We start from the raw sequence: 23,671 nt of genomic DNA, 5'->3' as shown, positions 1-23,671 counted from the left end.
CTGAGACTGTATTGTTATAGCTGTTATTACTGCTGTTATTCTTAAAATAATTAAAAGAATAAAAAATCCAATCAGGAATTTAAACCAACCATCGAATAAAGGTCTTGTGTTTTCAAGTGCCAGAAATGCCCACTGTGTCAGCACAGTTGTCGCCTCTTCTGATTTTTCCTATTAAACAGGGGGTGGTCAGAGAGTGACCAATGACTCGTTATTCAGAAGAGTTGAAAGCATCTGTTATTCAACGAATGATGCCGCCTAACAATGTACCCATTGCCAAGCTGGTTCGTGACACTGGAATCTCCGATGCAACCCTCTACACTTGGCGAAAGAAAGCAAGAGCGAAAGGAGTACCTGTGCCTGGTGATGGTCAAAATCCCGAACAATGGCGTTCGGAAGATAAATTTGCTGCTGTCCTTGAAACAGCTACCCTGAACGAAACAGAATTGTCTGAATACTGTCGTAAAAAAGGGTTGTTTCCAGAACAAATCGCCCAGTGGAAGCAAGCCTGCTTAACCGCTAATGCTGAGGCCGTTGAACAACGCAAGCAACTGGCCGAAGAGCGCAAGGAAGACAAGAAAAAAATCAAGGTTCTGGAACGTGAGCTGAACCGTAAGGACAAGGCACTGGCTGAAACGGCTGCCCTGCTGGTACTGGCAAAAAAGGCCCGCGCGGTCTGGGGGGAGGGCGAGGAAGACTTGATCAGCCACCCGGATCGCAAAAATGCTGTAGCGCTTATTCAACAGGCACAAGATGCAGGTGCCAGGCAGTCTGCCGCCTGTGAAATACTGGGGCTGTCTGAGCGCACTTATCAACGCTGGAAACGGGAGGTTAACGTGGCAACCGATCAACGAAAAACCGCCGAAAGGCCAGCGCCCGCTAATCAGCTGACAGAGGCTGAATGCCAGGCCATTCTGGACGTTTGCAATGAGTCCCGCTTCCAGAGTTTGCCACCCAGTCAAATTGTGCCGACCTTTTAAAAGACGAAAGTACAATTTTATAATGTCAGTACATTGAAATTATATCGAAAACACCAAGATTATTACGTATAAGTGTCTATCATTGTACGCTAATGGAAGTATTAATCACTTAAATGGAGGTACTAAGAGCTTAGTTTTATCGGTTGAGTGAAGCTTTTCAGGAGCTATTGTTTATAAGGAGACACTTTTTATCCCTGATCACGCCTGTAGAACCAAAACAGATCTCTCAACTCAGAGATATGTTATTTGGTCAATTCATCAAAGCTCTTTAGTGGTAGAAGTATTTTTTTCAAAATACACGCTCTTTCTGGTGTTAAAAAACATGTTTTCATAAATTAATCTTCTAAGGAGATTAGTAATGATTCGTTTAAGTAAGCCAATATCTGCACTTGCTTGTTTACTTTCTATTGGTATTGTTAATGCCAGTAGTATTAAAATTATTGATTACAAGAACGCCAACGCGTTTGTAGTGAAAAATGATAAGGGTAAAAAACAAACATTAACCACTCCATCTAAAAGTAAACTCTATCTTGCCGTTCCTCTGAAGCCAAAGCCAGGAAATTATGTGTATGCCTACCTTGATGGTTCAAAGGTAAAATTACTCACCAGCTCTTCGGTTGCTCCCAACGCGCCGTGTGATTATGTAGTTAGAGTGCATAGCGGCGGAAGTATAGAGCTCGATAAAGCGGCTAAAGGTTGCTCATCAGGTCAGTTAAGAGCGGCTGAGGCTCATCCGGCAGAATATGCGGCAAAGCAAAAATACTGGAGAGGTAAACTGGCTTCCCACGAGAACAAAATATACAAGTGCTTAATTGGTCGTCTGTGCTCAGGTGACCCCAGCAAGTATACCCCAGGATCTGGCACTGAATGGCAACTTGCATGGAAGCAAGTTAAACCCCATAGCTCACCGGATGAGTCTGGTGAATCTAATTCATGAGAGCTTTTAGCAAACGCCCCTGATGTTCTTTGTCAATCATTTTGGGTTTCGACTCATCCATCGTTGCAAGAGTAAGCCCTGAATGTTGAGTCAATGAACAGTTGACGTTTATAAACGAGCTTCAAGATCTATTCGTGCAACAATCGTTTTTTTATGTCCCCTCCAGCCAAATCGCTGGAGGGTTGTTGTTATGTGACTACCTTCTTCAAGCTATCTTAAAACTGTGTTGCTCCTGCGATCATCACAAAAAGCGCAAAAAACAACACCTGTGCGTCTAGGAGACTGACCGAGAATAGCGCCCGTAGCGAGGATTGCGAGACATTGCGGATAAAAATTTCTGCTTCCGAGAAGATTTGACGAAGAAGCAGGAATTTTTAGACCAATTTATCGCAACCGCAGCAGGGCAGTCTATTCTCGGACAGGCTCCTAGAGCCACTATTCTCCGGGCGAAAACGATCTTTTATCCTCCTGTTGTTGAGGTTCTCATTACGCTCAGACTGCTAAGACAGTCTCTTGTGATTTTTCCGGGTTTCCTGCTTCTTTAAACCTGAATTCAGGTTTAAAGTCTGCACGTAGCGAGAATCAAGAGAAACGGAGAATAAAAAGTCGATTTTGAGCAGTCAATAGCCTGCTATTTAACGCACAAAATTGGCTTTTTAGATCCATATATTCTGGTAACAGCACAACTATTAAAAAAACACTGTGTATAAAAGTGAGTCCTGTTGAAATGACTTGCTGGTTACTAAACAAAACTTATGAGTCTTCAGATCGCCAAGCTCTGAGACCGTGCAATTCTGGCTCCAGTAATTCGTCGAAATCGGTTGATAGCGGCCCGGTGAAGGCAGTGCCCGGTTGGTGCTGAGACAATGAAAAAGAGGGGCCCTCATCGCTTTGTGAAACAGTTACTGTTGATACCGTGTTTGTGGATGTGTTTGTGGATGTGTTTGTGGATGTGTTTGTGGATGTAGATGTGGATGTAGATGTGGATGTAGATGTGGATGTCGTTTGAGTCAAATAGGCGCATCCAACAGGGGAAACTATTCTTGATACAGATGTGTCACCTAACCTATGAGTGATACTGCTGGTCGTGCCAATACCAGGAATTTTCTCTGTATTAATGGCTACCTGAGACTCGGGGTAGTCGGGGTGATTGAGTTCTATGTGTTCACTGAGGTGATCCGCGCTCATAAACCACCTTTGTGGAAAACAGACACGGCAATAAAGGCGTGTAGTTCCTTGAGCATGACTGTCCATGTGTGTCTTGAAACGATCTTGTCTAGCGTAACGTTTGCCACAGTAACGACATTCCAGGGATGCCATTCCGTGGGTTGCCAGGTGGTAAGTGAGGCGAGATCTGTGCTTAAAGCTCCGTTCACAGACAGTGCATTTAAAGGACCGTTCCATGGAATGAGTTTTTTTCATGTGGCGGGTTAACTGACCCTCTGAATTAAAACGTTCCCCACACTGCTCACAAATTATATCTGGCATACTTCCTCTTATTTTGTCAGTTTTTATCAGGCACAAGTATCTTGATGTAAAGTGTAGCTTATCTGGCTATGCCCGATGGTTTTTTGAATGCCACTCAGGGAGAAAATTTCAGGGCGTGTCGCAATAAAATCTACGGTATCTACGGTAAATAGACCGACCCAAACGTGTATATTGTTTCATTGGCTTTGACGACTTCTATTCATCCTGAGCAGAGTTGAAGGTTCGCCTGGCTCATTATTAACGGAGAGTTACAAGGTCAGTCTGAAATGATTGAACAGCCATTAAATGAGTTCAGGGTCTTTGCCTTGCCAGGCACTGAAGTCTTCCAATTCATCCTCCAGTAGTTTGTCGTAATCAACCGATACCGGCCCGGTATAGACCGCGCCGGGTTGGTGCTGAGACAATGAAAAAGAGGGACCCGCGCTTTGTGAAATGGTTGCTGTTGCTACCGTGGACGCACTTGTGGACGCACTTGTGGACGCACTTGTGGATGTACTTGTGGATGTACTTGTGGATGTACTTGTGGATGTACTTGTGGGTGTGCATGTGCTTGTGGTTTGAGTTAAAAGGACGCGTCTATCGGCGGAAGTTATCCGTGATACAGAGGTAGAACCCGTTTGCGTCGTTAACGTATGAGTGACACTGCAGACCGGGCCAATACCCGGAATTTCCTCTGTATTAATGACTACCTCAGACTTGGGGTAGTTGGGGTGGTTGTCCTCTATGTGTTCGTCGAGGTGCTTTTGGTTCTTAAACCACCTTTGCGGAAAACAGACACGGCAATAAACACGAAGAGTTCCTTGAGCATGACTTCTCAAGTGTGATTGTAAATTCTTTTGTCTAGCGTAAGCCGCACCACAGAGATGACATTTCAGCGGCCCTATTCCGTGCTTAAGCATGTGATCAGTCAGTAGCCAGGTTAAACGGAAGGACTTCTCACATACACGACACTTAAAGGGCGTTTCTCCGGTATGCTGTCGCATGTGCTCCTTGAGGTGAATTTTATACTTATAGGTCCGTCCACAGACAGTGCATGGAAAGGGCCGTTCTTCAACATGGCTTCGCGCGTGTTCGGCCAGCTGGTGTTCCGTAATAAAACTTTGTCCACACTGTGCGCAGATATGATCCGGCATACAACCCCTCTATATTTATTATTTATTTGTCAGGCATAAGCAGCTTGATGGAGAGTGTAGCTGGCACAGGCTGTGCCCGACGGTTTTTTGAATACCCTGTCGGTAGTAAGAAACGGTCAAAGTCTCGCGATAAAGTCTACGGTAAATAAACCGGCCCAAACGCCTATAGTGTTTGATTCGCTTTAACGCTTTCTGTCTGTTCATCCTGAGCATAGTTGAAGGGTGATAGTTATCAAGGTCAGTCCCATTGAAATGATTGATCAGCGTCTAAAAAAACGCAGGGGCTTCGTCTTCGTCTCGCCAGGCTGAGAAATCCGTCAATTCTTTTTTCAGTAATTTGCCATAATCGACTGATAGCACCCCGGTATAGGCCGTACCGGGTTGTTGCTGAAGCAGTGGAAAAGACGCGTCCGCGCTTTGTGAAATGGTTGCTGTTGAAACCGTGGATGTGCTTGTGGATGTTACCGTTTCAGTTACAAGGGCGCTTCCGGCACCGGAAGTTATCCTTGCTACAGAGAGGGAGCTTGTTGGCGATGTTAACGTATGCGTGACAGAGCTGACCGGGCCAATACCCGGAATTTCCTCTGTCTTAATGACTACCTCGGACTCGGTGTGGCCAGGGTGTTCGTCCGCCATGTGGTAGTCGAGGCCCAGCTTGGTTTTAAACCACTTTCTTGCCGGGAAACAGACACGGCAATGAAAAGATCGGGCCGTTCCTCGAGCATGACTGTCCATATGACTCCTGTAACGATCTCCCCGAATGAAACCCGCGCCACATTGGTCACATTGAAAGGGCGCTATTCCGGTATGCTTTGACATGTGCTTATCGAAACGCCCACTATACATGAAGGACTTTCCACATTCGTGGCACTGAAAGGGAAAGTCTCCGCTATGGATTCGCATGTGTTCTTTAAGGTGATCTCTACGCTTAAAGACCTTCCTGCAGACAGTGCATTCAAAGACTCGTTCTTCAGAATGGGTCATCTTGTGGCGCTTTAACAGATATTCTGATGTGAAATGTTTGCCACACTCTTGACAGGTTACAACTGGCATACTTCCTCCTCAGGAGCCTGTCGGACTTAAGACAATTTCGGCCTGAAATACAGAAAGCGCGAGAAAATGCGGCCAGAATTTTATGCTGGAAAGCATAAGTCTGACAGGCTCCTGGTTTTGTCAGATTCAAGTTGCTTGCTTTAAAGTGTAGTTTATCAGAAAGTGGCCAATAGCTTTTTTATAGCCATGTCAGTGACAAACACACAAAGAATATCGTATAAAGTAAAAAGAAAGAAAACAGGATAATTCGAGATAATACCAACGACTTTTTTAAACTACTATAATACCTGTGGCAATATAGACGCCTGTGGCAATATAAACGTCAGAATTAATTTAAATAAAAATAATAAATGCCAGATTGCCTGGCATTTTAGCGACGGTTGCAGTTCATACTGTCAGCGTAAAGCGGAGTTAGGAGGCTGACCGAGAATAGACTGCTCTACTGCGGTTGCGATAAATTGGTCTAAAAATTCCTGCTTCTTCATCAAATAGCCCCGCTATTCTCCTCAGAAACAGAAATTTTATCCTCAATTTCTCGCGATCCTCGCTACGCAAGGCCAGGAGCATGTTTATGAAATATCCGGGCTAGAATAAGTCATTGGTATTATTGCAACGGTATTTCAGGTTTCCATTTTAACCAGTCCCCATTCCCTTCAGCGAAGAGTTTGAAGCGCTGCCCACTTTTTACCGGTTGTTCCGGGACAGAGGGTGTGGCAAAAGCAATACCACCGGCAAGCAATGTCTCGAGTGACTCTGTTTTCACTCTGGCACCAGAGAAAAAACCAAGCGTTGCATCAATGCCGCTGGCGTTCCAGAAACGGCTGTCCTCACCCACAAGGTTGGTAAAACGGTCGTCGATATTAATATAAATGACCACATGGTCGGCAGGATTTCCCAGTTTATAACCCGTGACCTGACCCACGGGGATACCCCGATAAAAAACCCCGTTGCCACGTTTCACAGAACCTAAGCTCTGGCTAACCAGCTCAAGGTTTAATCCCTGACTCCGCTTTTTGTTACCGGGTTCATGGGCAATGGCAGTAAAGTGAGTTTGGATCTTTCTGTTCACAACACCTGGTTGCTCCCTGATCAGCTCGACGCCAATGTACGAACCATGAATCAATGTTTCCAGATGGGAGGCACCGGTTAATCCCAGCTTGGGCCTGACAACCCAGAATTCTGCCCCTTCCGAGGCCAGCCACTGGTATTTTTTCTCAAGGGAAACGTCTGCCACCACGCCATCTCGGTTGGCATCGATGGCGAGTCCGGTTATGCGGCCCACTTTTAGCCCACGATATTTCACTAAGGTGCCTTCTTTCAACCCTTCTGCGGAATCAAACCTGATCGTAACATGGACCCCTTGATCCGTTGCGTCAGCCTCGCTGGTGAAAAGCCAGAAGCTTGTACCATTTTTAATTTTTTGTGCTTTTGGCTGGGGCGTCTGAAAAGTAATACCACCGGCGAGGAACGTATTGAGGGTGGATGATTTTACCTTTATGCCATTGAGATCAGCTTCAACATTGACCCCGCTGATATTCCAGAAACGAGTGCTTTTATTAACCAGGTGGTCGTACTCAGGCTTTATTAATAGATGGATATCGACACCATCACTGGTAAGCTGATAATCCTGCACGGTACCCACCTGAATATCACGGAACAGAACAGGACTCCCAGAGGATATGCCTGATAAGGCATTCGTTTTCAAGGTGAGATGAAGCCCGGGTGACGAGGCAGGAAGAAAAGGTTTTTTGCCCCTGCCAATAAAGTGTTTAGCGAATTTAGCACGTTTGACATTTTTCTGACTGACATCCATCGCGATATAACGACCAGTGAGCAGTGTATCAAGGCCAGAGATACCATTGATTCCGAGCTGAGGCTCAACTACCCAGAATTGTGCGCCCTCCACCAGAACCGGTTGCATTTCCGGAAGAATCACTGCCTTGGCAATGATTTTTGACAGATCCTCGCTAATATCCACTGCCTGTACTCTGCCGATTTTAAATCCATGGAAGAAAATGTCAGTATTGGCCTTTCCCAGGGCGACGTTTACGGGAAACTCTATAGCAATGGGAATCCCCGCTTCCGCCTGTTCGTAATCAGTGTACAGCAGGAATTCATCACCATTAACAGCCGCTTCCCCGGCGTTTTCCCATTCAGGCGTGTAAAAGGCAATACCGCCTTTGATGATCGATAGCAGCGATTGTGTACGAACATTAACACTGTACAAACTTCCAGTGACGTTTATCCCGCTGGCATTCCAAAACCGTGTATTTTTTTTAATGAGACTGACAAAAGGTTTTTCGATAAAGAGTTCAATATCAACAAACTGACCATCAGGACTCAATGAATAGCGGGTCACTTCCCCAACCTGGAAGCGTCGGAAGTAAACAGGACTGCCTTCATTAATAGAACCCAGTTCCTGGGCCTTGAGGTTCAGTTGCAATCCGCCGGAGGTTTCCCCTTGCGCCGGCACTTTTTTCAACGCCTGAAAATGCCTGGTTTCAGCTCCTTTAGCTGACGGGGCAAAGGCAATGTAATTGCCTGAAACCAGTGTGTCGAGTCCAGATATACCTGCCATGGTGATTTGAGGCTTAATCAGCCAGAACTGGCTTTGCTCGGTCAGGTATTGTTTATATTGTGGTTGAATGGAAACAATGGCATTGACACTGCGCATGTCGTTTGACGGAAGTAGTGATTTCACCCGCCCAACTTCCAAACCATTGTGCATAACCTGCGTTTTCCCGGGTTTCAGCCCTTTACCACTGTCAAACTGAATCTGAATATCAACACCCCTGCTCTGATAGGAATGCCAGCCCAGCCAGGCAACAATCAGCAAGGCAGCAATGGGTAGTAACCAGACCGGCGTCAGCCGATAACTTCCTGTCAGTACTGCTTTAGCGTGTTCGCCGCCGCTCATGGGACACCTCCTTTCTTTGCGTTTTATCCCATAACAGGCGAGGATCAAAACTATTAGTGGCTAGCATCGTGATGATAACCACTGCTGAAAATGCGTATGCCCCTGGATCTGCGGTGACTTCTCCCAAAACACCAAACTGCACCAGTGACACCAACACTGCAATGATAAAAATGTCCAGCATGGACCAGCGCCCAACCCAGCCGATCAGGCGCAACAGTTGCATTTGCTGGGCAGTGGCTGGTTTTGAAGAGCGTGCGACACATAATAACCAGAACAGAGCTGATAGCTTTAGCAGTGGTACTAAAATACTGGCCGTAAACACTAAAATAGCAATCGGAATCATGCCACTGTTAATAAGCTGGATGATGCCGGATAGAATCGTATCAGGTGTTCCACTGTCGAGTTTATTGACAGTCATGATGGGCAGTATATTTGCTGGAATATACAACAGTGACCCTGTGACAGTCAGGGCCCAGCAGCGGGCAAAGCTGTCTCTGATGCGTGGTGACAGTCTCGCATCGCAGCAGCAACATCGTCGCGTATCGCTGGCATTCACTTCATGACAGCACTGGCAGAGTATGAGGGAAAGATCATTACCTGTGCTCAATGCGGATGCGCTCCCAGACAGTCGCTTGATTTAAATTAAGGTGGACAGTGATGCTTGCTACCATTAAGCCGGCCAGGCAAAACAATCCCACCCCCATACTGACAGTGGCCATCCCCCCTAGCTTAATCGCCGATACCAGAATGCCCAGCACGTAGATATCCAACATACTCCATTCACGCAAATGGGTGTAGACTCGCATGAATCTGCGAGCAAGGGGCTTATTATACCCAGTGAAAGCAGACCAGAACACCAATAACAAAAGTAGCAGGCGAGTTAACGGGAATAGCATGGAAAATAAAAAAACGAGACCCGCTACCGGTTGCATACCACTGTGCCACAGAGCCGTTACACCGGTCCACAAACTGGTATGCTGCTGGTTGCCAGCCATTTCCATAATCAACACAGGGAAAAAGTTTGCCGGAATGTAAAGAATAAGGCCGCAGATTAGCAGAGCCAGCGCAGTATTGAGATTGTCTGGTTTACTTCTTGCCAGTATCCGGTGACAGCGGGGGCAACAGGCTTTTTTACGGCCTGATAAGGGTATGGCCTCAATGGCGAGGTCACAGTCAGGGCAAAGCCATATCCCTTTGGGTGAAATACTCAAATCTGAAGCCATAACGGTACCGAAGCCCTTTCAGTGAAATCGTCTTTATGTGTTAAACAGCTGTCCTGTGGTGACAAGGCTTGTTGTTTTCTACTTTCAACTACCAGAAAAACCGGCAGACTGATGACTTACGCCGTTTTCCAGGACGAGCCTTGAATCTCAGGGTAGTGATAATGAAAACACTATCAGCATCGCTTCCACCAAGGCAGTAACTCACTGTCATAGTGGGTTTCTGTCTTCGCGGGAATAACGGACTCCTAGTGTATCAGGTGTTATGGTAATCAGTATTTCTGACTTGTAGAAAAATTGCAGCTATTTTTGAACGACAGTCTATAGCTTTTGTCGTTGACATTCTGGCTCGCATAACTGACCTTCTTGATCACTTTTTACCATTGACCTCTATGCCGTACCCGTCACCGGAAGCAGAATGAAACCCGATTTGGTCAATAGAATAATAGTAGCAGGTATGGGCTGATTGACCTGACTCGGTAACAACCCTATCAATATGCTTTTGCGTTTGCTGAGTTACGTCCGAGGTTGGACAAAGGAATTGAGCAGGGTACCATTTCTAGCCCCATCTGATAGAGGCTGCCTTTTGGCAGAAATTGCACTGCCAGCCTAAATGGCTCACAATAAAAGGCGGGTTTTATGGAAAAAATCCCATGCCAACAATCAATCGATCAGGGTCAGAGCCTGTCCATGCCTTGCAGCAAAGGACAAACCTTTTATCCCGGTTATCCCGGCTAAAAGGTATTTTTCAGCGTCGGACAGTCACTCCAGATGATGGGCAGAACTACCTGAAAAAAGGTATCCCGGCAGACACTCCCCCCCATTCTTTCCCTCTGCTTGACCGGACTGTGGCAGCAGACTCTGTTAATAAAGAGCCTTACACCCATCAAAATACAAAAAAGAGTGACTTGACGTCAGCGCCCATCATTGAAAAAAATACAGTCACGACACCTGGTTATGGTCCGCTTGAAGACACAAAAGAGGCATTCGGGCGGGATCTGACAGCCTCTTCCCCTGTTGTGGAAGCACCCCATGAAGTCGACGCGCCTGAAGCAGAAGCAGAAGAACTGGGTGTTGTAAAGCCTGAAACCCCGGCAAACCGTCGTCGGCAACACCTGGAAAAAGGTCTGGCAGCCGGTGTTGTTGGTGGTGCTGTAGCCAGTGGCGCAGGTATTGCCACTATAAACGCTCTGCAACCGGGTCAGACTGAGTCACTATTAACATCTGACAACGCTCCCATAGCAGTACCTTACAATGATGAAGCATTGCAAATGGCCTCTGCTGCAACGGATGGACTTGCTCTCGCTGGCAGTGTTTATCAGGCAACAAGGAATGAAAAACAAATTCGGCAGCAGAAAATCCACGCTCAAGCCTACCTGAAAAATTTAGCGACTGTTACTGTGCTGGCCAGACGGAAAAAGCAAAAAAAAGCACTGGATCAACCGATTACGGTAGAAGAAATCAAGCAGTTCTACAAAGATGAGCAATTATCAGAAATTACCAAAAACACCCTTATACCGGGAGCGTCAGGTACCCTTGCGGTGTCTGGGTCACTGCTCACTCTTGGCATGGCTTTTCCCCCCTTTTTTCCTGTCTTTGCGGCTGCTTCTGCTGGAACAGGTGGTGCTGGTCTTATATCCACAGCTGCTGCTACTGCCGGAAACAGAGCGCGTTTAAAAAAGGCCATGGACAAAACGTTTTCAGATGAAAAAATGCAGCGCAAGTTTAATACGATGGCTGAACAGCTGGAAGCCGACCGTCAAGCACTGTCGAAGCCCGATGCGGGCCTGACAGACCCTCAAACTGCTGAGCGACAACTTCTGAAAGCTGTGGATAAAAAGTTTGAAGTAGACCGCCTCAATAAAGCCAGCCAGATCATGCTGGGCAGTGAAATGGTTGCTCGAATCAGTGGTATGTCGAAGTATGGTTTGCCGGCATTAGGAAGCGCTGCAGTGGGTCTTGGCGCCACACTGACAGGGGTTATGGTCAGTCTTTCTGCGGCTACTAATTTTAAGGAGCGTCGTCGTAAGCTCGATAATGTCCCCCAGGCCATGGCAGAAGTGATCAGCCCTGACCTGGACAGGAAGCGCTTTGTTTTGTTCGGCGCAACGATGTTTGAGAGGTATTTAAAAAAAGACTGGGCTGACCTCCAGAAAAAGTATAAGGGTTTGTCAGGAAAAAATCATAAAGCGACATGGAAAGCCTTGCAGTCGGATAATCTCAGTCAAGAAGTAGCTGGGGCATTACGTGCTTGTCGCCAGGATTGTGCCCGGGCACTATGGGAAGAACAGCTCACCAAATTTGCCAAACAGCAAAAACCGCCCATTGATTTCCAGGCATTGAAAAGTGAACCTGAAAAATTACGTGATCTGTTAAAACGCTATGCCATCAAGAGTATTGGTGAATTTGCTCATAATGATACTTTTTCAAACGGCAGAAATAATACGTTAAGGCTCAGCTTAATCGGTACCCTTGCCGGTGTTTTCTTTCTGCCAATGCTTGGCGTTGCTGCGGGTGTGCTGGTCACAGGCCTGGGTGTATCCAAGGGGATTGCAGTTTATGAGCGAAAAGTGTTCGAGCAGGCGTTATCTGAACTATTTGATGAACCTGGAGAGGGGCCAGAGTCGAAAATGGCGCACGTTAAAGTCAATAGCTTGATTGATACCTGGTGTCATATGCTTACCGACGTATAATATGAAAATAGTAAACTTTTGCTACTATTATTGCTTTTTATCGGGCTTAGTCGCTCCGGTCACAACATTGGCCCAAGTGTATAAAAGTATTGATGCCGAAGGGCATATACGCTATTCAGATGCTTCTGCAACGCTGGAGAAAAGTGAGACGATAGTGATCCCCCAAATTGCCCCGCCGACACCGATTGTTCCTGCTTCCCCGTCTGAAGTTGAACAACCTTCAAAGCCTGACAGTGAAAAAAGTCATCCAGTAACACCTCAAAAATATCAGTCAATGACCATTATCAAACCGACGAACCAATCATCCACTTATGGCAATGAGCCTGTTCCTTTAGCAATACGGCTAATCCCTCCGCTTCAATCGGAGCATACAATCGTTGTTAATGTTGACGGCAAGAAAATAGCCGGGCCTGAAGCAAAAACGCATTTCCTGTTACAGGGTATTCACCGGGGGGAGCACACCATTACGGTGCAAGTGTGGGATAAAGACGGGAAACAACAGATTGAAGCGACAAGTACCGTGTATGTCTTTCGTCCTTTTATTAGAAAACGTGCCTTGCCGAAACCCTCCCCCCAATAAAACGCACCAAATCAGTGCAATCTGGGTAAAATCTCACTATCATGCCCTGGTATAAAAATTGCCTTTTCCTCTGGAAATAGCTCAGAGTTGATGCCAGCGATGCACGCGGACCTTTTTGAACTGCTTGAAAATAGCCACACAACTGTTATTGCACTGGATAAAATGCTTACCCTCCAATATCTGAACGCTTCGGCAGAAACGCTATTGGATCTGAGCAAGCAGCGTGCGTTAGGAGCGCCTATGACCGAGGTTATTGGTCAAAAAGAACTTTACCATGACTTACACAGAGCCATAGAACAACATCAGCAGTTTACCCGCTGGGAAACACCGTTAACCTTTTCACAGGGGACAATCACCGCGGATTATTTCGTTACTCCCATGGACTGCCAGCGTTATTCTCTGCTACTTGAGATTCATCCCCGCGAACGGTTGCGAAGGATTGCCAGTAAGGAATCCCAGGCCACCGGGCATGAGACATCTCGCAACCTGGTTCGAGGGTTGGCCCATGAAATAAAAAATCCTTTGGGAGGTATTCGTGGAGCAGCACAGCTTTTAAGCCGTATGCTCAAAGATCCCACTCTGGAAGATTATACGGGCATTATTATTGAAGAAGCAGATCGATTGCGGGATCTTGTTGACCGGATGCTGGGGCCTCTTACACCGCCGTATATTCGTGCTATCAATATTCATGAAGTGCTGGAAAGAGTGGGTCAGCTCATCAGTGCTGAAACAAACCAGCAACTGAGAATCACCCGGGATTATGACCCCAGTATTCCACCAGTGCCCGTGGATAAAGAACTGATGATTCAGGCTCTGTTAAACCTGAGCCGGAATGCCATGCAAGCTATTATGCAGACTATGTCGTTGGAGGAAGGACATTTAACGTTGCGTAGCAGAATTACCCGACAGTTTACTATCAACAGAAAGCGTCGTCGTTTAGTTTGTCATCTTTCAGTAATCGATAACGGCCCTGGCGTGCCAGAGAGTCTCTCGGAGAGTTTATTTTACCCCATGATTAGCGGTCATCCTGAAGGCTCAGGGCTTGGCCTGTCTGTGACACAATCAATTATTCGCCAGCATAAAGGGTTAATTGAGTGCGATAGCCGACCCGGTAATACCTGCTTTCATGTTTATCTACCCCTTCAGGACGAACAGTCATAAGGAGAATGTTGATGAAATCCCGTAGAAGCATCTGGGTTGTTGATGATGACCGAGCTATTCGCTGGGTGTTGGAAAAAGCCCTGGCAGCTGAGTCATTCGCGACCCGATTGTTTGAATCCGGCAATCAGGCTCTTGATGCCCTTGAAGATGCCCTCCAACGAGGAGAGGAACCGGAAGTAGTGATCAGTGATGTGCGTATGCCTGGTATGAATGGTATTGATATGATGCAAAAAATGCACTGCCACTGCCCCAATTTGCCCATTATTATCATGACAGCGCATTCGGACCTTGAAAGTGCTGTGTCCTCTTATAAAAAAGGCGCATTCGATTATTTACCCAAGCCTTTTGATATTGACGATGCAACAACTCTGGTGAAAAGAGGGGTGGAGCACAGACGTCAGCGGAAAAAAAATATTCCCTCGCCACCCACTGAACCTTCCACCGAAATTATTGGGGAAGCACCGGCTATGCAGGAAGTTTTTCGTGTTATTGGCAGGCTGTCACAATCAAGCATTACCGTTCTGATAAACGGTGAGTCAGGCACAGGAAAAGAGCTTGTTGCCAGGGCATTACATACACACAGTCCCCGAGCCAATAAACCCTTTATTGCCTTGAATATGGCTGCTATCCCTAAAGACCTCATTGAATCTGAACTTTTTGGGCATGAAAAAGGAGCGTTCAGCGGCGCGGGGGGGATGCGACGTGGGCGCTTTGAACAGGCTGACGGCGGCACTTTGTTTCTGGACGAAATCGGTGATATGCCGGCAGATAGTCAAACCCGGTTACTGCGAGTGCTCGCTGAAGGCGAGTTTTACCGTGTAGGCGGCCATACACCTGTAAGGTCTGACCTTCGTATTATTGCCGCTACCCATCAAAACCTTGAAAAACAGGTAGAGCAAGGGCTTTTTCGGGAGGATCTTTTTCATCGCCTGAACGTTATCAGAGTGCACCTTCCGAGACTGAGAGAGCGAAAAGAAGATATTCCCAAGCTTGCCAGCTTCTTTCTGGAGAAGGCTGCCAAGGAAATGGCAGTGGAAGCCAAAACCTTGTCACCGGAAGCTGAGCAGCTCATCAGTAGTCTGTCCTGGCCTGGTAATGTAAGACAACTGGAGAACACCTGCCGCTGGCTGACTGTTATGGCAGCTAGCTGTGAGGTATTACCTACTGATTTACCCACTGAATTATTACCACCCATATCAAACAATACCCCGGAATCATTGCATGAGGGCACACAGTGGCAACAGGCACTGCGCTTATGGGTAGATCAGGAGCTGGCCTGTGGCAGGGAGAGTATTCTGGAACGCGCTGTTCCTGCATTTGAGCGTATTTTACTCGAGGCCGCACTGACGCGTACGGGGGGGAGAAAACGTGATGCGGCTCAACTTCTGGGCTGGGGACGCAACACACTGACCCGGAAGTTGAAGGAACTGGCCGTTACAGAAGATTAGCCCCCTGAAACCAGAAAGATACCCTTTTCAAGAGTCTGCTGCTTGCTTTTGACGTATAAAGGCAGGTTGTATAAACCTGACTATACTTCATGTACAAACGTTGTATCACATGGAGTAGTAGACATGGATGTTTCCCCAAAAGCGGTAATCAGAAGCCGTACAATTCTATTAGCTGGGACTTGCGGCGCCATATTATTGACACCAACTTTTTTGTACTCCGCAACCCAGGGAGTATTAGGAAAAAGCTCCAGTGCATCCATGAGCATTACCTTGACCATTCCGCCCAAACTGACTTCAAACATCGCCACTGAATTACCTGTGAATGACTCCGAGGTGCCTGCCTTTACAATAACTGAGAATTCTGTACCTTTATGCGTCAACAGTAACGGGCTGCCAAGTTATACAGTAACCGCCAGTGGACATTCTGAAACAGGGGATTTTGCCTTGCAAAATGGGCAGGGAGAGGTGCCCTATGGGGTCTTTTTATGGAACAGAGCTGACAATAATAGCCCACAACAGTTAAGTCATGGTGTAGCAAGTGCCCCAATGGTGCCTTTATTGAGGGGACAGCAGTGTGATGGTGCATCAAGGCTGGCTTTGTACACGCAACAACCTATTGACCCTAACCTTCCGGTTTCCGGCGCGGTGAACTTAACGATTAGCGCTGACTAAGAAGCAGTCTTAAACGTCATGCTCCTACTGCGGCTACGATAAATGGGCCTAAAAAGTCGCTTTTGTTCGTCAAATAGTCCCGCTATTCTCCTCACAAAAGCGACTTTTTATCCTCCATTTCTCGCGGTCCTGGCTACGGGCAGATTTTTAAGACTGCTTCTAAGTCTTCAGGCTCGCCGCCGTTTGCCCGAGCGACCTGCCCCCATCCTTGAGGGTCAGGTTATTTTCTTGAGATATTAGAAGAAATGTAAGTCATTTCAACAGAATGCCTATTTACCCTGTCAGGTTATCTTCATAGAATAAGACCCTATAAAACAAATAAGATACATCACTGGAATGCACATAATAAGTCGTTCATTGTCGATGTAAAGGGGGATATATTTATGTTTCGGCGTTTATCAGCACTGACTCTTCTTTTATCGCTATTATTCAGCGCCAGTGCATCTGCGGCTTTATCCCTTGATCGTATGATTGTGTACTTCGACCCGAATAAACAACCCAGGCAAGATGTAGTTGTATCAAACCCCGGCGAAGAAACCCTTTATCTTCAGACAGAAGTTTTTGAAGTGCATAATCCAGGCAGTAAAAACGAAGAACGGGTCAAAGTGACAGACCCTGAAAAACTTAAACTACTGACGACCCCGAATAAAGCTATTATTCCAGCCAATGGCCGTAAAACTGTACGAATGGTCAGCTTGGAAAAACCTACGGGTAACGAGCTTGTGTACCGTGTTACCTTTAAGCCGGTGGTCGGGGATCTGGAAGCCAGCGAAACAGCGGTCAAATTGCTTATTGCCTACCAGGCACTGGTATTCATCCGTCCCGATAACCCAGAGTATGAGGTGACAGCCCAGCAGAAGGGAGAGCAGCTGATCTTTAAAAATTCCGGTAACATCAATGTAGTGTTGCGTAATGGCAGATACTGTACAACACAAAAGAATGACAGCTGTAAACCACTGGATGCCACTACACGCCTTTATGCCGACCAAAGCTGGAAACTGGATGTGCCCACAGAAGCTGTGCGAGTCACATACGGGCTGTTTGATGGTACTTTTGAAAGAACGCGGGAATTCACTCTTAAACCCCTGGCATCTGCCACTAAGAGTTAACAGCTGCTCATTAAAATCAGGCTTTGAACGACGAATTATTTTCAGAAAAGTCAGACCAGCAGAAAAAAGCTCAGGCGATGAATAACCGCAAAGTAATGTGGTAATAAAAAATGATAAAAAAAAGTGCGAAACTGACTACTGCTATTGCCATCGTCTTGAGCGTACAAGGCTGTGCAAGGCTTGGTGAGTCATGGTCTTATTCAGGTAAATCTGGTCCCGATTACTGGGGAGAGTTGACACCTTCTTTCAGCACGTGCAAAACCGGCAGTAACCAGTCTCCCATTGATATTACTCGCGCCATAGAGGGCAACTTACCTGCCCTGAAGATAGCTTACAAAGTGGGTGGGGAAAAAGTTATCAATAATGGTCATACCATTGGGGTTAACTATGAAAAAGGCAGTACTATCACAGTGGGTGACAGAACTTTTGAGCTAAAACAGTTTCATTTCCATGCGCCAAGTGAAAACACCATAGAAGGCAAGCCTTTCCCAATGGAAGCCCACTTTGTCCATGCTGATAAACGGGGTAATCTGGCAGTGGTGGCAGTTATGTACAACGAAGGCATGTTTAATGCCGAACTGGAAAAAGTCTGGGCACAAATGCCTGAGCAGGCAAACACTAAAGTGACATTAAAACAACCAGTGAACGCTGATAAGCTAATACCAGCAAATCATGATTACTATCGTTTTAATGGCTCACTGACAACGCCGCCGTGCTCAGAGGGCGTCAACTGGTTCGTGGTAAAAGCGTATGATACCGCATCAAAAGAGCAAATCGCTAAATTTAGCCGAGCGATTGGTCATGATAATAATCGCCCTGTTCAGCCAGTGAATGGGAGAGTTATTGTAAAATAAGGTGCGATAGTGCGGAGATGGAGTTGTTCAATGACATTTTATCCACGCTCAAAGACTCTGGATCATAAGCTTAAGTAAGCCGCCCCGACCTGCCGCTGCCAAGGGATGCCCGTGCCGTAAAGTAACGGTGGGAACTACTGTGGTGAATTGGGCTTTCCACTACAAGGTGGACTTGCACTCTGACACCGTCGAGGAGCCCCCTGATTGGGTGTTATCGGCTCGGGACTTTATTGACTGGCAAACAGACCAGGGAGACTTACGATGAATTATATCGTGTGGTACGAATAAGTCTTCTTTTTTTAAGCAAATAGCCCTATTAAATCAAAACTTATTTCCAACTGCAGGTCTACCAGTATCTGAACTCGCTTGCGTAAAGGTCCCTGTTTCTCTTCAAGGTGCTTTTTGATAAACCTTTGATAAAAATTGCTGTTTAATACATGACGATTGATTTATCTTGACAGGATTACGCCCCAACGCTTTTTAAGCCTTAATGAGGAATAAGGCCCCGGTAAGTTAAAAGCGGTCAACTGCTGAATTCAGGTTCAATCATTCGAGCAGGCTTTTGAGAGTTTATCCTGGTTTGGCAAACGAAAAAGTGCACCTTCCCCTTGTAATTCAGGGTTACGGAGTACCTGCTTGTTCACAGGGGGGGGGTTCAGCAGTCAACCGACTGCAGAGCCTTGTTTAACTTGCCCAGCAACTGCTCAATATGTTGGTGGGTCACATCCTGTTCATTGGAGGTTTGGTGACGAGACTGCAAGAGTTCATGACTGATATTTAACGCCGCCATCACGGCAATTCGCTCAAGACCAATCACCTTCCCGGTCGCGCGAATATCCCGCATTTTTTCACTGAGAAAACTGGCCGCCGCATTGAGTGCCTCACGCTCTTCGGGTGGGCAACTGACTCGATATTCCTTGTCGAGAATCTTAACTACAGCTGCTGATGATGTGCTTTCTATCATAATTCATGCTCCAATGCTCGCAGGCGACTGATCATGGCTTCAACTTTGGTGCGTGCATTTTTATTCTTTTCAACCAGCCGTTCGCGTTCAGACTGCAACTGCTTCTCCCTGTAGCGAAGACGCTCATTATGTTTATTGTATCTTTCGCAGAGTATCATCAGATAACTGATTTTTTGCTCAAGTGCCTTGAAGTCGGGATTATTCATGCTGTCCTGAAAAAAAGTGTACTGACTTTACTATAGCCTGACCAAAAATTGAGGACAATCACCAGCGTGGAAAAGACAACACACCTTGCATAAAGAGAGGGTATCATAACAAATTTTCAGGGTATTCATCAGATGACAATCTCATCACAAAGATCGCTATGCCAGGAAGCTGTTCATGATCTTTTGTGAAAAGTGAAACTAATGAGAAAGGCTGCCTGTTTTTCGATTTTCTCAGAGTTTGGTGAAATGGCTCCCGGCAATCCAAAGATCAAATTGGGAACGCCCTCTGGTTTCTGACGTATTCACTATTTATGTCTACACTGATAAAAACTAAGCAAAAACGCAGTCTTTACTACCCAAAATGAGCTGAGCAGTTGTAAAAAAGGGGTTGCTATGAAGTACAGTATGATTTTTCTGTTAAGCCTCGCGGTTTGTACACCGAGTGTCGTTCAAGCGGAAACTAATGACCAGGAAATCCAACAAATCAAGCAAGAAGTTGAACGCCTGAAAGACGAGATTGGATCACTAAAACAACAGCTTAATCAGCCTACGGAATCCACTCGAAATCTCAATATCAACCATGATGCCAACCGTACCCAATGGGGTTGCTATCTTGACGATGTGAAAGCAGGGAGTTTCTACGGCACTGGCAGTTCAGAGGCCGAAGCAAGGGGTAAAACATTACAAAAATGCAGTGACAGAGGTGGTGCTTGTTTTGAGGTTGAGGTGAAGTGCAGCCAGTCAAAATAGCTTTTTTCCTCGCCTTTGATCACTTCAGCGATAACGTCTCGCTTATCGTCACCCAAAACAAGCGCCTGTTTAGATGGTGACGACGCGGTTATGATGTTTGTCAACATGGATCAACTACGCCATGCAACCTGGCCCAGTCTGCAAGCGTTCTGGCAAAGCGCTACCCATAAGCAGCGTATTTAACACCGGCACAGGTTCGTACTGAAAACAGATATAACCAAAGAACCTTCAGGAATACCATCAGCTTGCGTTTTTTTTGTAACTGTTTTTAAAATTCAGCACTTTTCTCGCTTTATAAGGACGACACTGTGAGTCAACATCAACAGGCTGAAAAAAGCGTGGATTTCGATGAAGTGGCTGACCGCCTGGTTGAGCTGGGATGCTCCGGTCATCCTTCTGAAATTCATGGTTTGCTTTGTGGCCTGCTAGCAGCGGGCCAGCGCCTGAAAACAGCACAGTGGGTAAAACAGGTATCAGAACTCTGTGGTGGAAAAGCGTTGGATGCTGCTGCGACAGAGGTTGTTAATCGCTTATATACAGTCAGCTTGAACCAACTCGAAATGGCTGACTTTGCCATTCGTTTGCTCTTGCCTGATGAAGACAATGCCATTGACCAACGTGCCGAGGCACTGGGCACCTGGTGTGCAGCTTTTTTATTAGGGTTTGGTGAGGGTGTTAAGGGAGCAACATTAAGTCAGGAAGTGAAGGAGGTACTGCGTGACTTTGCCGAGATCGCAAAAATTCAGCCGGCCATTGATGAAAGCGATGAAGCTGAGCGGGACTTTCTGGAGGTCAGCGAATATGTCAAAATGGCGCTGATCACAGTCTTTGATGAAACGAATCCAACCACCTCTGCCACAATGACCACAACGAAGTCATCCAGGAAGTTACATTGAAGGAGTCTACCCAATGGCTGACAATTATGACGTTCTAATTATCGGTGGTGGCCTGGTTGGGGCGAGCCTGGTCTGTGCGCTGGCGCCTTTTGCTCGCTTACAAGGCCTTACCATGGCACTGGTAGAAACCCATGATCTTACTAAGCCTAAAGCGTTGCCACCGAGCTTTGACGCCCGTTCTTCCGCGCTGTCTTACGGTACGCGCCTGGCCTATGAAAAACTGGGCGTGTGGCAGGCGCTGGAAGCGAATGCTGCTGCCATCAGGCAAGTGCATGTGTCTGATAAAGGGCACTTTGGGGTTACCCGCCTTGATCATAAAGCGGAGGGCGTTCCTGCGCTGGGCTATGTGGTGGATAACTACCTGTTGGGTGACGCGCTGCTAAAACAACTTGAGTCTTTCGCCGCCGAGGGTTATCTCCATATCCTCAGTCCTGCTGAGGTGGTTGAAGCCAGGCCCGATGAAGGAAGCATGACCACCCTTGTGCGGAGGAATGATGATAAAACAAAGCAGGTCATTTCCGCGTCACTGGCTGTTTTGGCCGACGGTGGTCGCTCTGGATTGATAGAGCAGCTAGGCATTTACCGGAAAACCCAAGCCTATGGTCAGTCCGCGCTGGTGGCTAATGTTACTGTCGACAGCCCCCATCAGGGGATTGCCTATGAACGTTTTGGGGAGAAAGGCCCCATAGCCTTGCTACCAAAAATCCTGTCTTCAGCTTCCAGTGCTGAGGCTTTTGGTCAGCACTGCTTTGGGTTGGTCTGGACATTACCTGATGAGGAAATTGGGCATGTGTTGGCTATGAGTGAGCGTGATTTTCTGTCGGCGTTACAGTCAGCCTTTGGTTACCGAGGGGGGCGGTTTACCCGTGTTGGTAAACGAGACAGTTATCCCCTGACGATGAGTGTAGCAAAAGAGCAGGTCAGACCGGGGCTGGTTGTGTTGGGGAATGCGGCTCATACCCTTCACCCGGTTGCCGGTCAGGGTTACAATCTGGCCATTCGTGACGTCATGGCGTTGGCAGACAATATCGCGGGTTCTCTTAAAGCGGGACGACCCATTGGGCAGCTGAGCCGATTGCTGGAATACGAAAATAAACAGACGAGAGGTCAGAAAAAAACGCTGGCATTTTGTGATGGCCTGGTCAAACTCTTCTCCCGCTCCGAACCTTCAGTGATTTTGACCAGAAACCTGGCATTACTCGGGCTGGATTTGGGCGGTTCACTGAAAAGCCGGTTTACCAAAGCAGCAATGGGATTGTAAGCAATGGCCGTAGTACAAGACTATGATGTAATCATTGTTGGTGGTGGCATGACCGGCGCTTCGTTGGCGTTGGCGTTGGCTGACAGCAGCTTGTCCATTGCGTTGATTGACCAGGAAGCCTTGTCACCTGAGCCTGTAGCCCCTTCATCAATGTATACACCTAGAGTCAGCGCACTGACAGAAGCATCTATTAACCTGTTTAAAAATCTGGGTGTTTGGTCGTTCATGACCGATCAGCGAACTTGCCCTTATTCACAGATGTTTGTTTGGGACAATGAGGGGACAGGGGCTATTGAGTTCGATGCGGACTCGGTTTCAAAAACGTCTATTGGCAGTATTGTTGAAAATAAGGTGATTCGTCAGGGGATACTGGCGGGGCTGAAAAATACCACTGTTGATTTGTTTGAACGGCAGACAGACCTCCGATTTGACCTTGGCATAGTCAGTGCCCGAGTCACTCTCTCTGACGGCAGGGTACTTAACACCCAACTGATGGTCGCTGCTGATGGCGCTGAGTCCCGCTTGCGTCAGCTTGCCGCCATTCCCTCCTCACAAAATGACTACCTTCACCATGCGGTGGTCACCACGGTACAAACTGAAAAATACCATCAAGACACGGCCTGGCAGGTGTTCCGGGATACAGGTCCACTGGCTTTTTTACCTTTGCCTTCTATGGGAGAAAAACACTACTGCTCAATTGTCTGGTCACAACTACCCTGTGAAGCGGATAAAATGATGGCATTGGGTGATGACGCTTTTATATCAGCACTGGAAAAAGCCTTTGAGAAAAAGCTCGGACGGATTGAACACGTCGAGCCGCGCTTTTGCTTCCCGTTGCGACAACGCCACGCTAATGCCTATTATCGCAACAATATCGTTTTGGTGGGCGATGCGGCACACACCATTCACCCTCTGGCAGGGCAGGGGGTCAACCTTGGATTAATGGATGTGGCGGTGCTGACAGAGGAACTGATAAAAGCTGTTGAACGGGGTGACAACTTTGCCGGCCAGCATATATTGGCGCGCTATCAACGTCGACGCAAAGGCCATAATCTGGCGATGATTATGGCAATGAAAGGCTTTCAGAACCTCTTTGCAGCAGATCATTTAGCCATTCGCTGGCTAAGAAACACCGGACTAAAAGCAGTGAACAAGTTGCCTCTTTTAAAGGAGTTGATTGTCAGGCAGGCTCTGGGTACATCGGGAGTGCTGCCCTTATTGGCTCAAGCGCCAACACGGTTCGGGTAATCTGTGTCAATGCCTTTGAGCGGTGGCGGAAGAATCCCTGTTAATGAAGCAACGGATGCATTGCCGCGTGATCCAGAGCACGCAGAACTCAACGGAGTGTGATC

19 protein-coding genes, 1 other RNA gene and 3 pseudogenes are annotated in these 23,671 nt (G+C 47.0%); 13 read left to right on the top strand and 10 right to left on the bottom strand.

The features are described 5' to 3' along the window. Window positions 1-200: 200 nt before the first annotated feature. A pseudogene (locus V4C51_RS01965) lies at window positions 201-815 on the top strand (transposase); the annotation flags it as partial. Window positions 816-1,335: 520 nt separating this feature from the next. Further along, the gene (locus V4C51_RS01960) at window positions 1,336-1,914 is read left to right on the top strand and encodes a hypothetical protein (protein ID WP_330924438.1); all 579 of its coding nucleotides are present in this window, start codon (window positions 1,336-1,338) and stop codon (window positions 1,912-1,914) included. A 1,272-nt stretch (window positions 1,915-3,186) separates the two neighbouring features. On the opposite strand, the pseudogene V4C51_RS18135 reads toward V4C51_RS01960, so the two are convergent. The 7 genes and pseudogenes from V4C51_RS18135 to V4C51_RS01930 form a co-directional block, all read right to left on the bottom strand. After that, window positions 3,187-3,402 (bottom strand): annotated as a pseudogene (locus V4C51_RS18135) (C2H2-type zinc finger protein); the annotation flags it as partial. Window positions 3,403-3,683: 281 nt separating this feature from the next. Continuing rightward, complete coding sequence (locus tag V4C51_RS01950; RefSeq protein ID WP_330924436.1) at window positions 3,684-4,535, bottom strand: C2H2-type zinc finger protein; 852 nt, start codon at window positions 4,533-4,535, stop codon at window positions 3,684-3,686. A gap of 267 nt (window positions 4,536-4,802) precedes the next feature. Continuing rightward, window positions 4,803-5,381 carry a C2H2-type zinc finger protein gene (locus V4C51_RS01945; RefSeq protein ID WP_330924435.1) on the bottom strand — a complete coding sequence of 193 codons (579 nt, stop codon included), beginning with the start codon at window positions 5,379-5,381 and terminating at the stop codon, window positions 4,803-4,805. A gap of 51 nt (window positions 5,382-5,432) precedes the next feature. Beyond that, a pseudogene (locus tag V4C51_RS17835) lies at window positions 5,433-5,519 on the bottom strand (C2H2-type zinc finger protein); the annotation flags it as partial. Window positions 5,520-6,192: 673 nt separating this feature from the next. Next, window positions 6,193-8,505, bottom strand: coding sequence for a PqiB family protein (locus V4C51_RS01940; protein WP_330924434.1), 2,313 nt, complete (start codon window positions 8,503-8,505; stop codon window positions 6,193-6,195). After that, complete coding sequence (locus V4C51_RS01935; RefSeq protein WP_330924441.1) at window positions 8,483-9,061, bottom strand: paraquat-inducible protein A; 579 nt, start codon at window positions 9,059-9,061, stop codon at window positions 8,483-8,485. The genes V4C51_RS01940 and V4C51_RS01935 overlap by 23 nt, the downstream gene beginning before the upstream one ends. A 37-nt stretch (window positions 9,062-9,098) precedes the next feature. Next, window positions 9,099-9,728 carry a paraquat-inducible protein A gene (locus V4C51_RS01930; protein WP_330924433.1) on the bottom strand — a complete coding sequence of 210 codons (630 nt, stop codon included), beginning with the start codon at window positions 9,726-9,728 and terminating at the stop codon, window positions 9,099-9,101. A 650-nt stretch (window positions 9,729-10,378) separates the two neighbouring features. On the opposite strand from V4C51_RS01930, the gene V4C51_RS01925 reads away from it, so the two are divergent. From V4C51_RS01925 to V4C51_RS01895, 7 genes are all read left to right on the top strand, one after another. After that, window positions 10,379-12,418, top strand: coding sequence for a hypothetical protein (locus V4C51_RS01925; protein WP_330924432.1), 2,040 nt, complete (start codon window positions 10,379-10,381; stop codon window positions 12,416-12,418). Between the two features lies 1 nt (window position 12,419). Then, the gene (locus V4C51_RS01920) at window positions 12,420-12,998 is read left to right on the top strand and encodes a DUF4124 domain-containing protein (protein WP_330924431.1); all 579 of its coding nucleotides are present in this window, start codon (window positions 12,420-12,422) and stop codon (window positions 12,996-12,998) included. Window positions 12,999-13,097: 99 nt separating this feature from the next. Continuing rightward, window positions 13,098-14,159, top strand: a complete 1,062-nt coding sequence (gene glnL, locus V4C51_RS01915; protein ID WP_330924430.1) for a nitrogen regulation protein NR(II) — start codon at window positions 13,098-13,100, stop codon at window positions 14,157-14,159. Window positions 14,160-14,170: 11 nt separating this feature from the next. Next, the gene (gene glnG, locus V4C51_RS01910) at window positions 14,171-15,607 is read left to right on the top strand and encodes a nitrogen regulation protein NR(I) (protein WP_330924429.1); all 1,437 of its coding nucleotides are present in this window, start codon (window positions 14,171-14,173) and stop codon (window positions 15,605-15,607) included. Between the two features lie 258 nt (window positions 15,608-15,865). Beyond that, window positions 15,866-16,279 carry a hypothetical protein gene (locus V4C51_RS01905; RefSeq protein ID WP_330924428.1) on the top strand — a complete coding sequence of 138 codons (414 nt, stop codon included), beginning with the start codon at window positions 15,866-15,868 and terminating at the stop codon, window positions 16,277-16,279. A gap of 383 nt (window positions 16,280-16,662) precedes the next feature. Then, the gene (locus V4C51_RS01900) at window positions 16,663-17,388 is read left to right on the top strand and encodes a fimbria/pilus periplasmic chaperone (protein WP_330924427.1); all 726 of its coding nucleotides are present in this window, start codon (window positions 16,663-16,665) and stop codon (window positions 17,386-17,388) included. A gap of 110 nt (window positions 17,389-17,498) precedes the next feature. Then, window positions 17,499-18,242 carry a carbonic anhydrase gene (locus V4C51_RS01895; RefSeq protein ID WP_330924426.1) on the top strand — a complete coding sequence of 248 codons (744 nt, stop codon included), beginning with the start codon at window positions 17,499-17,501 and terminating at the stop codon, window positions 18,240-18,242. 77 nt (window positions 18,243-18,319) lie between these two features. On the opposite strand, the gene ssrS is transcribed toward V4C51_RS01895, so the two are convergent. The 3 genes from ssrS to V4C51_RS01880 all read right to left on the bottom strand — a co-directional run bounded on the left by ssrS (window position 18,320) and on the right by V4C51_RS01880 (window position 19,412). Beyond that, window positions 18,320-18,498: non-coding RNA, 6S RNA (gene ssrS, locus V4C51_RS01890), on the bottom strand. Between the two features lie 399 nt (window positions 18,499-18,897). After that, window positions 18,898-19,206, bottom strand: a complete 309-nt coding sequence (locus V4C51_RS01885) for a cell division protein ZapA (protein WP_330924425.1) — start codon at window positions 19,204-19,206, stop codon at window positions 18,898-18,900. Then, a complete protein-coding gene (locus V4C51_RS01880; protein ID WP_330924424.1) occupies window positions 19,203-19,412 on the bottom strand; it encodes a TIGR02449 family protein in 210 nt (69 codons plus the stop codon). The genes V4C51_RS01885 and V4C51_RS01880 overlap by 4 nt, the downstream gene beginning before the upstream one ends. 393 nt (window positions 19,413-19,805) lie before the next feature. On the opposite strand from V4C51_RS01880, the gene V4C51_RS01875 reads away from it, so the two are divergent. The 4 genes from V4C51_RS01875 to V4C51_RS01860 all read left to right on the top strand — a co-directional run bounded on the left by V4C51_RS01875 (window position 19,806) and on the right by V4C51_RS01860 (window position 23,567). Further along, window positions 19,806-20,162 carry a hypothetical protein gene (locus V4C51_RS01875; RefSeq protein WP_330924423.1) on the top strand — a complete coding sequence of 119 codons (357 nt, stop codon included), beginning with the start codon at window positions 19,806-19,808 and terminating at the stop codon, window positions 20,160-20,162. A gap of 308 nt (window positions 20,163-20,470) precedes the next feature. Further along, window positions 20,471-21,058, top strand: a complete 588-nt coding sequence (locus V4C51_RS01870) for a UPF0149 family protein (RefSeq protein WP_330924422.1) — start codon at window positions 20,471-20,473, stop codon at window positions 21,056-21,058. 13 nt (window positions 21,059-21,071) lie between these two features. After that, window positions 21,072-22,319 carry a 2-octaprenyl-6-methoxyphenyl hydroxylase gene (gene ubiH / locus V4C51_RS01865; RefSeq protein ID WP_330924421.1) on the top strand — a complete coding sequence of 416 codons (1,248 nt, stop codon included), beginning with the start codon at window positions 21,072-21,074 and terminating at the stop codon, window positions 22,317-22,319. Window positions 22,320-22,322: 3 nt separating this feature from the next. Next, window positions 22,323-23,567, top strand: coding sequence for an FAD-dependent monooxygenase (locus tag V4C51_RS01860; RefSeq protein ID WP_330924420.1), 1,245 nt, complete (start codon window positions 22,323-22,325; stop codon window positions 23,565-23,567). Window positions 23,568-23,671 lie beyond the last annotated feature (104 nt).

This window comes from Candidatus Sororendozoicomonas aggregata (assembly GCF_031528575.1).
GTDB lineage: Bacteria > Pseudomonadota > Gammaproteobacteria > Pseudomonadales > Endozoicomonadaceae > Endonucleibacter > Endonucleibacter aggregata.
The sequence above is the reverse complement of the archived record's forward strand: the minus strand, read 5'-3'. Positions and strand labels throughout refer to the sequence as shown.

Excerpts from the sequence above, each read along its gene's own strand:
- V4C51_RS01960 (WP_330924438.1), top strand. The coding sequence starts at position 1,336 with ATGATTCGTTTAAGTAAGCCAATATCTGCACTTGCTTGTTTACTTTCT.
- V4C51_RS01950 (WP_330924436.1), bottom strand. The coding sequence starts at position 4,535 with ATGCCGGATCATATCTGCGCACAGTGTGGACAAAGTTTTATTACGGAA.
- V4C51_RS01945 (WP_330924435.1), bottom strand. The coding sequence starts at position 5,381 with ATGTATAGTGGGCGTTTCGATAAGCACATGTCAAAGCATACCGGAATA.
- V4C51_RS01940 (WP_330924434.1), bottom strand. The coding sequence starts at position 8,505 with ATGAGCGGCGGCGAACACGCTAAAGCAGTACTGACAGGAAGTTATCGG.
- V4C51_RS01930 (WP_330924433.1), bottom strand. The coding sequence starts at position 9,728 with ATGGCTTCAGATTTGAGTATTTCACCCAAAGGGATATGGCTTTGCCCT.
- V4C51_RS01925 (WP_330924432.1), top strand. The coding sequence starts at position 10,379 with ATGCCAACAATCAATCGATCAGGGTCAGAGCCTGTCCATGCCTTGCAG.
- V4C51_RS01920 (WP_330924431.1), top strand. The coding sequence starts at position 12,420 with ATGAAAATAGTAAACTTTTGCTACTATTATTGCTTTTTATCGGGCTTA.
- glnL (WP_330924430.1), top strand. The coding sequence starts at position 13,098 with ATGCACGCGGACCTTTTTGAACTGCTTGAAAATAGCCACACAACTGTT.
- glnG (WP_330924429.1), top strand. The coding sequence starts at position 14,171 with ATGAAATCCCGTAGAAGCATCTGGGTTGTTGATGATGACCGAGCTATT.
- V4C51_RS01905 (WP_330924428.1), top strand. The coding sequence starts at position 15,866 with ATGAGCATTACCTTGACCATTCCGCCCAAACTGACTTCAAACATCGCC.
- V4C51_RS01900 (WP_330924427.1), top strand. The coding sequence starts at position 16,663 with ATGTTTCGGCGTTTATCAGCACTGACTCTTCTTTTATCGCTATTATTC.
- V4C51_RS01895 (WP_330924426.1), top strand. The coding sequence starts at position 17,499 with ATGATAAAAAAAAGTGCGAAACTGACTACTGCTATTGCCATCGTCTTG.
- V4C51_RS01885 (WP_330924425.1), bottom strand. The coding sequence starts at position 19,206 with ATGATAGAAAGCACATCATCAGCAGCTGTAGTTAAGATTCTCGACAAG.
- V4C51_RS01880 (WP_330924424.1), bottom strand. The coding sequence starts at position 19,412 with ATGAATAATCCCGACTTCAAGGCACTTGAGCAAAAAATCAGTTATCTG.
- V4C51_RS01875 (WP_330924423.1), top strand. The coding sequence starts at position 19,806 with ATGAAGTACAGTATGATTTTTCTGTTAAGCCTCGCGGTTTGTACACCG.
- ubiH (WP_330924421.1), top strand. The coding sequence starts at position 21,072 with ATGGCTGACAATTATGACGTTCTAATTATCGGTGGTGGCCTGGTTGGG.
- V4C51_RS01860 (WP_330924420.1), top strand. The coding sequence starts at position 22,323 with ATGGCCGTAGTACAAGACTATGATGTAATCATTGTTGGTGGTGGCATG.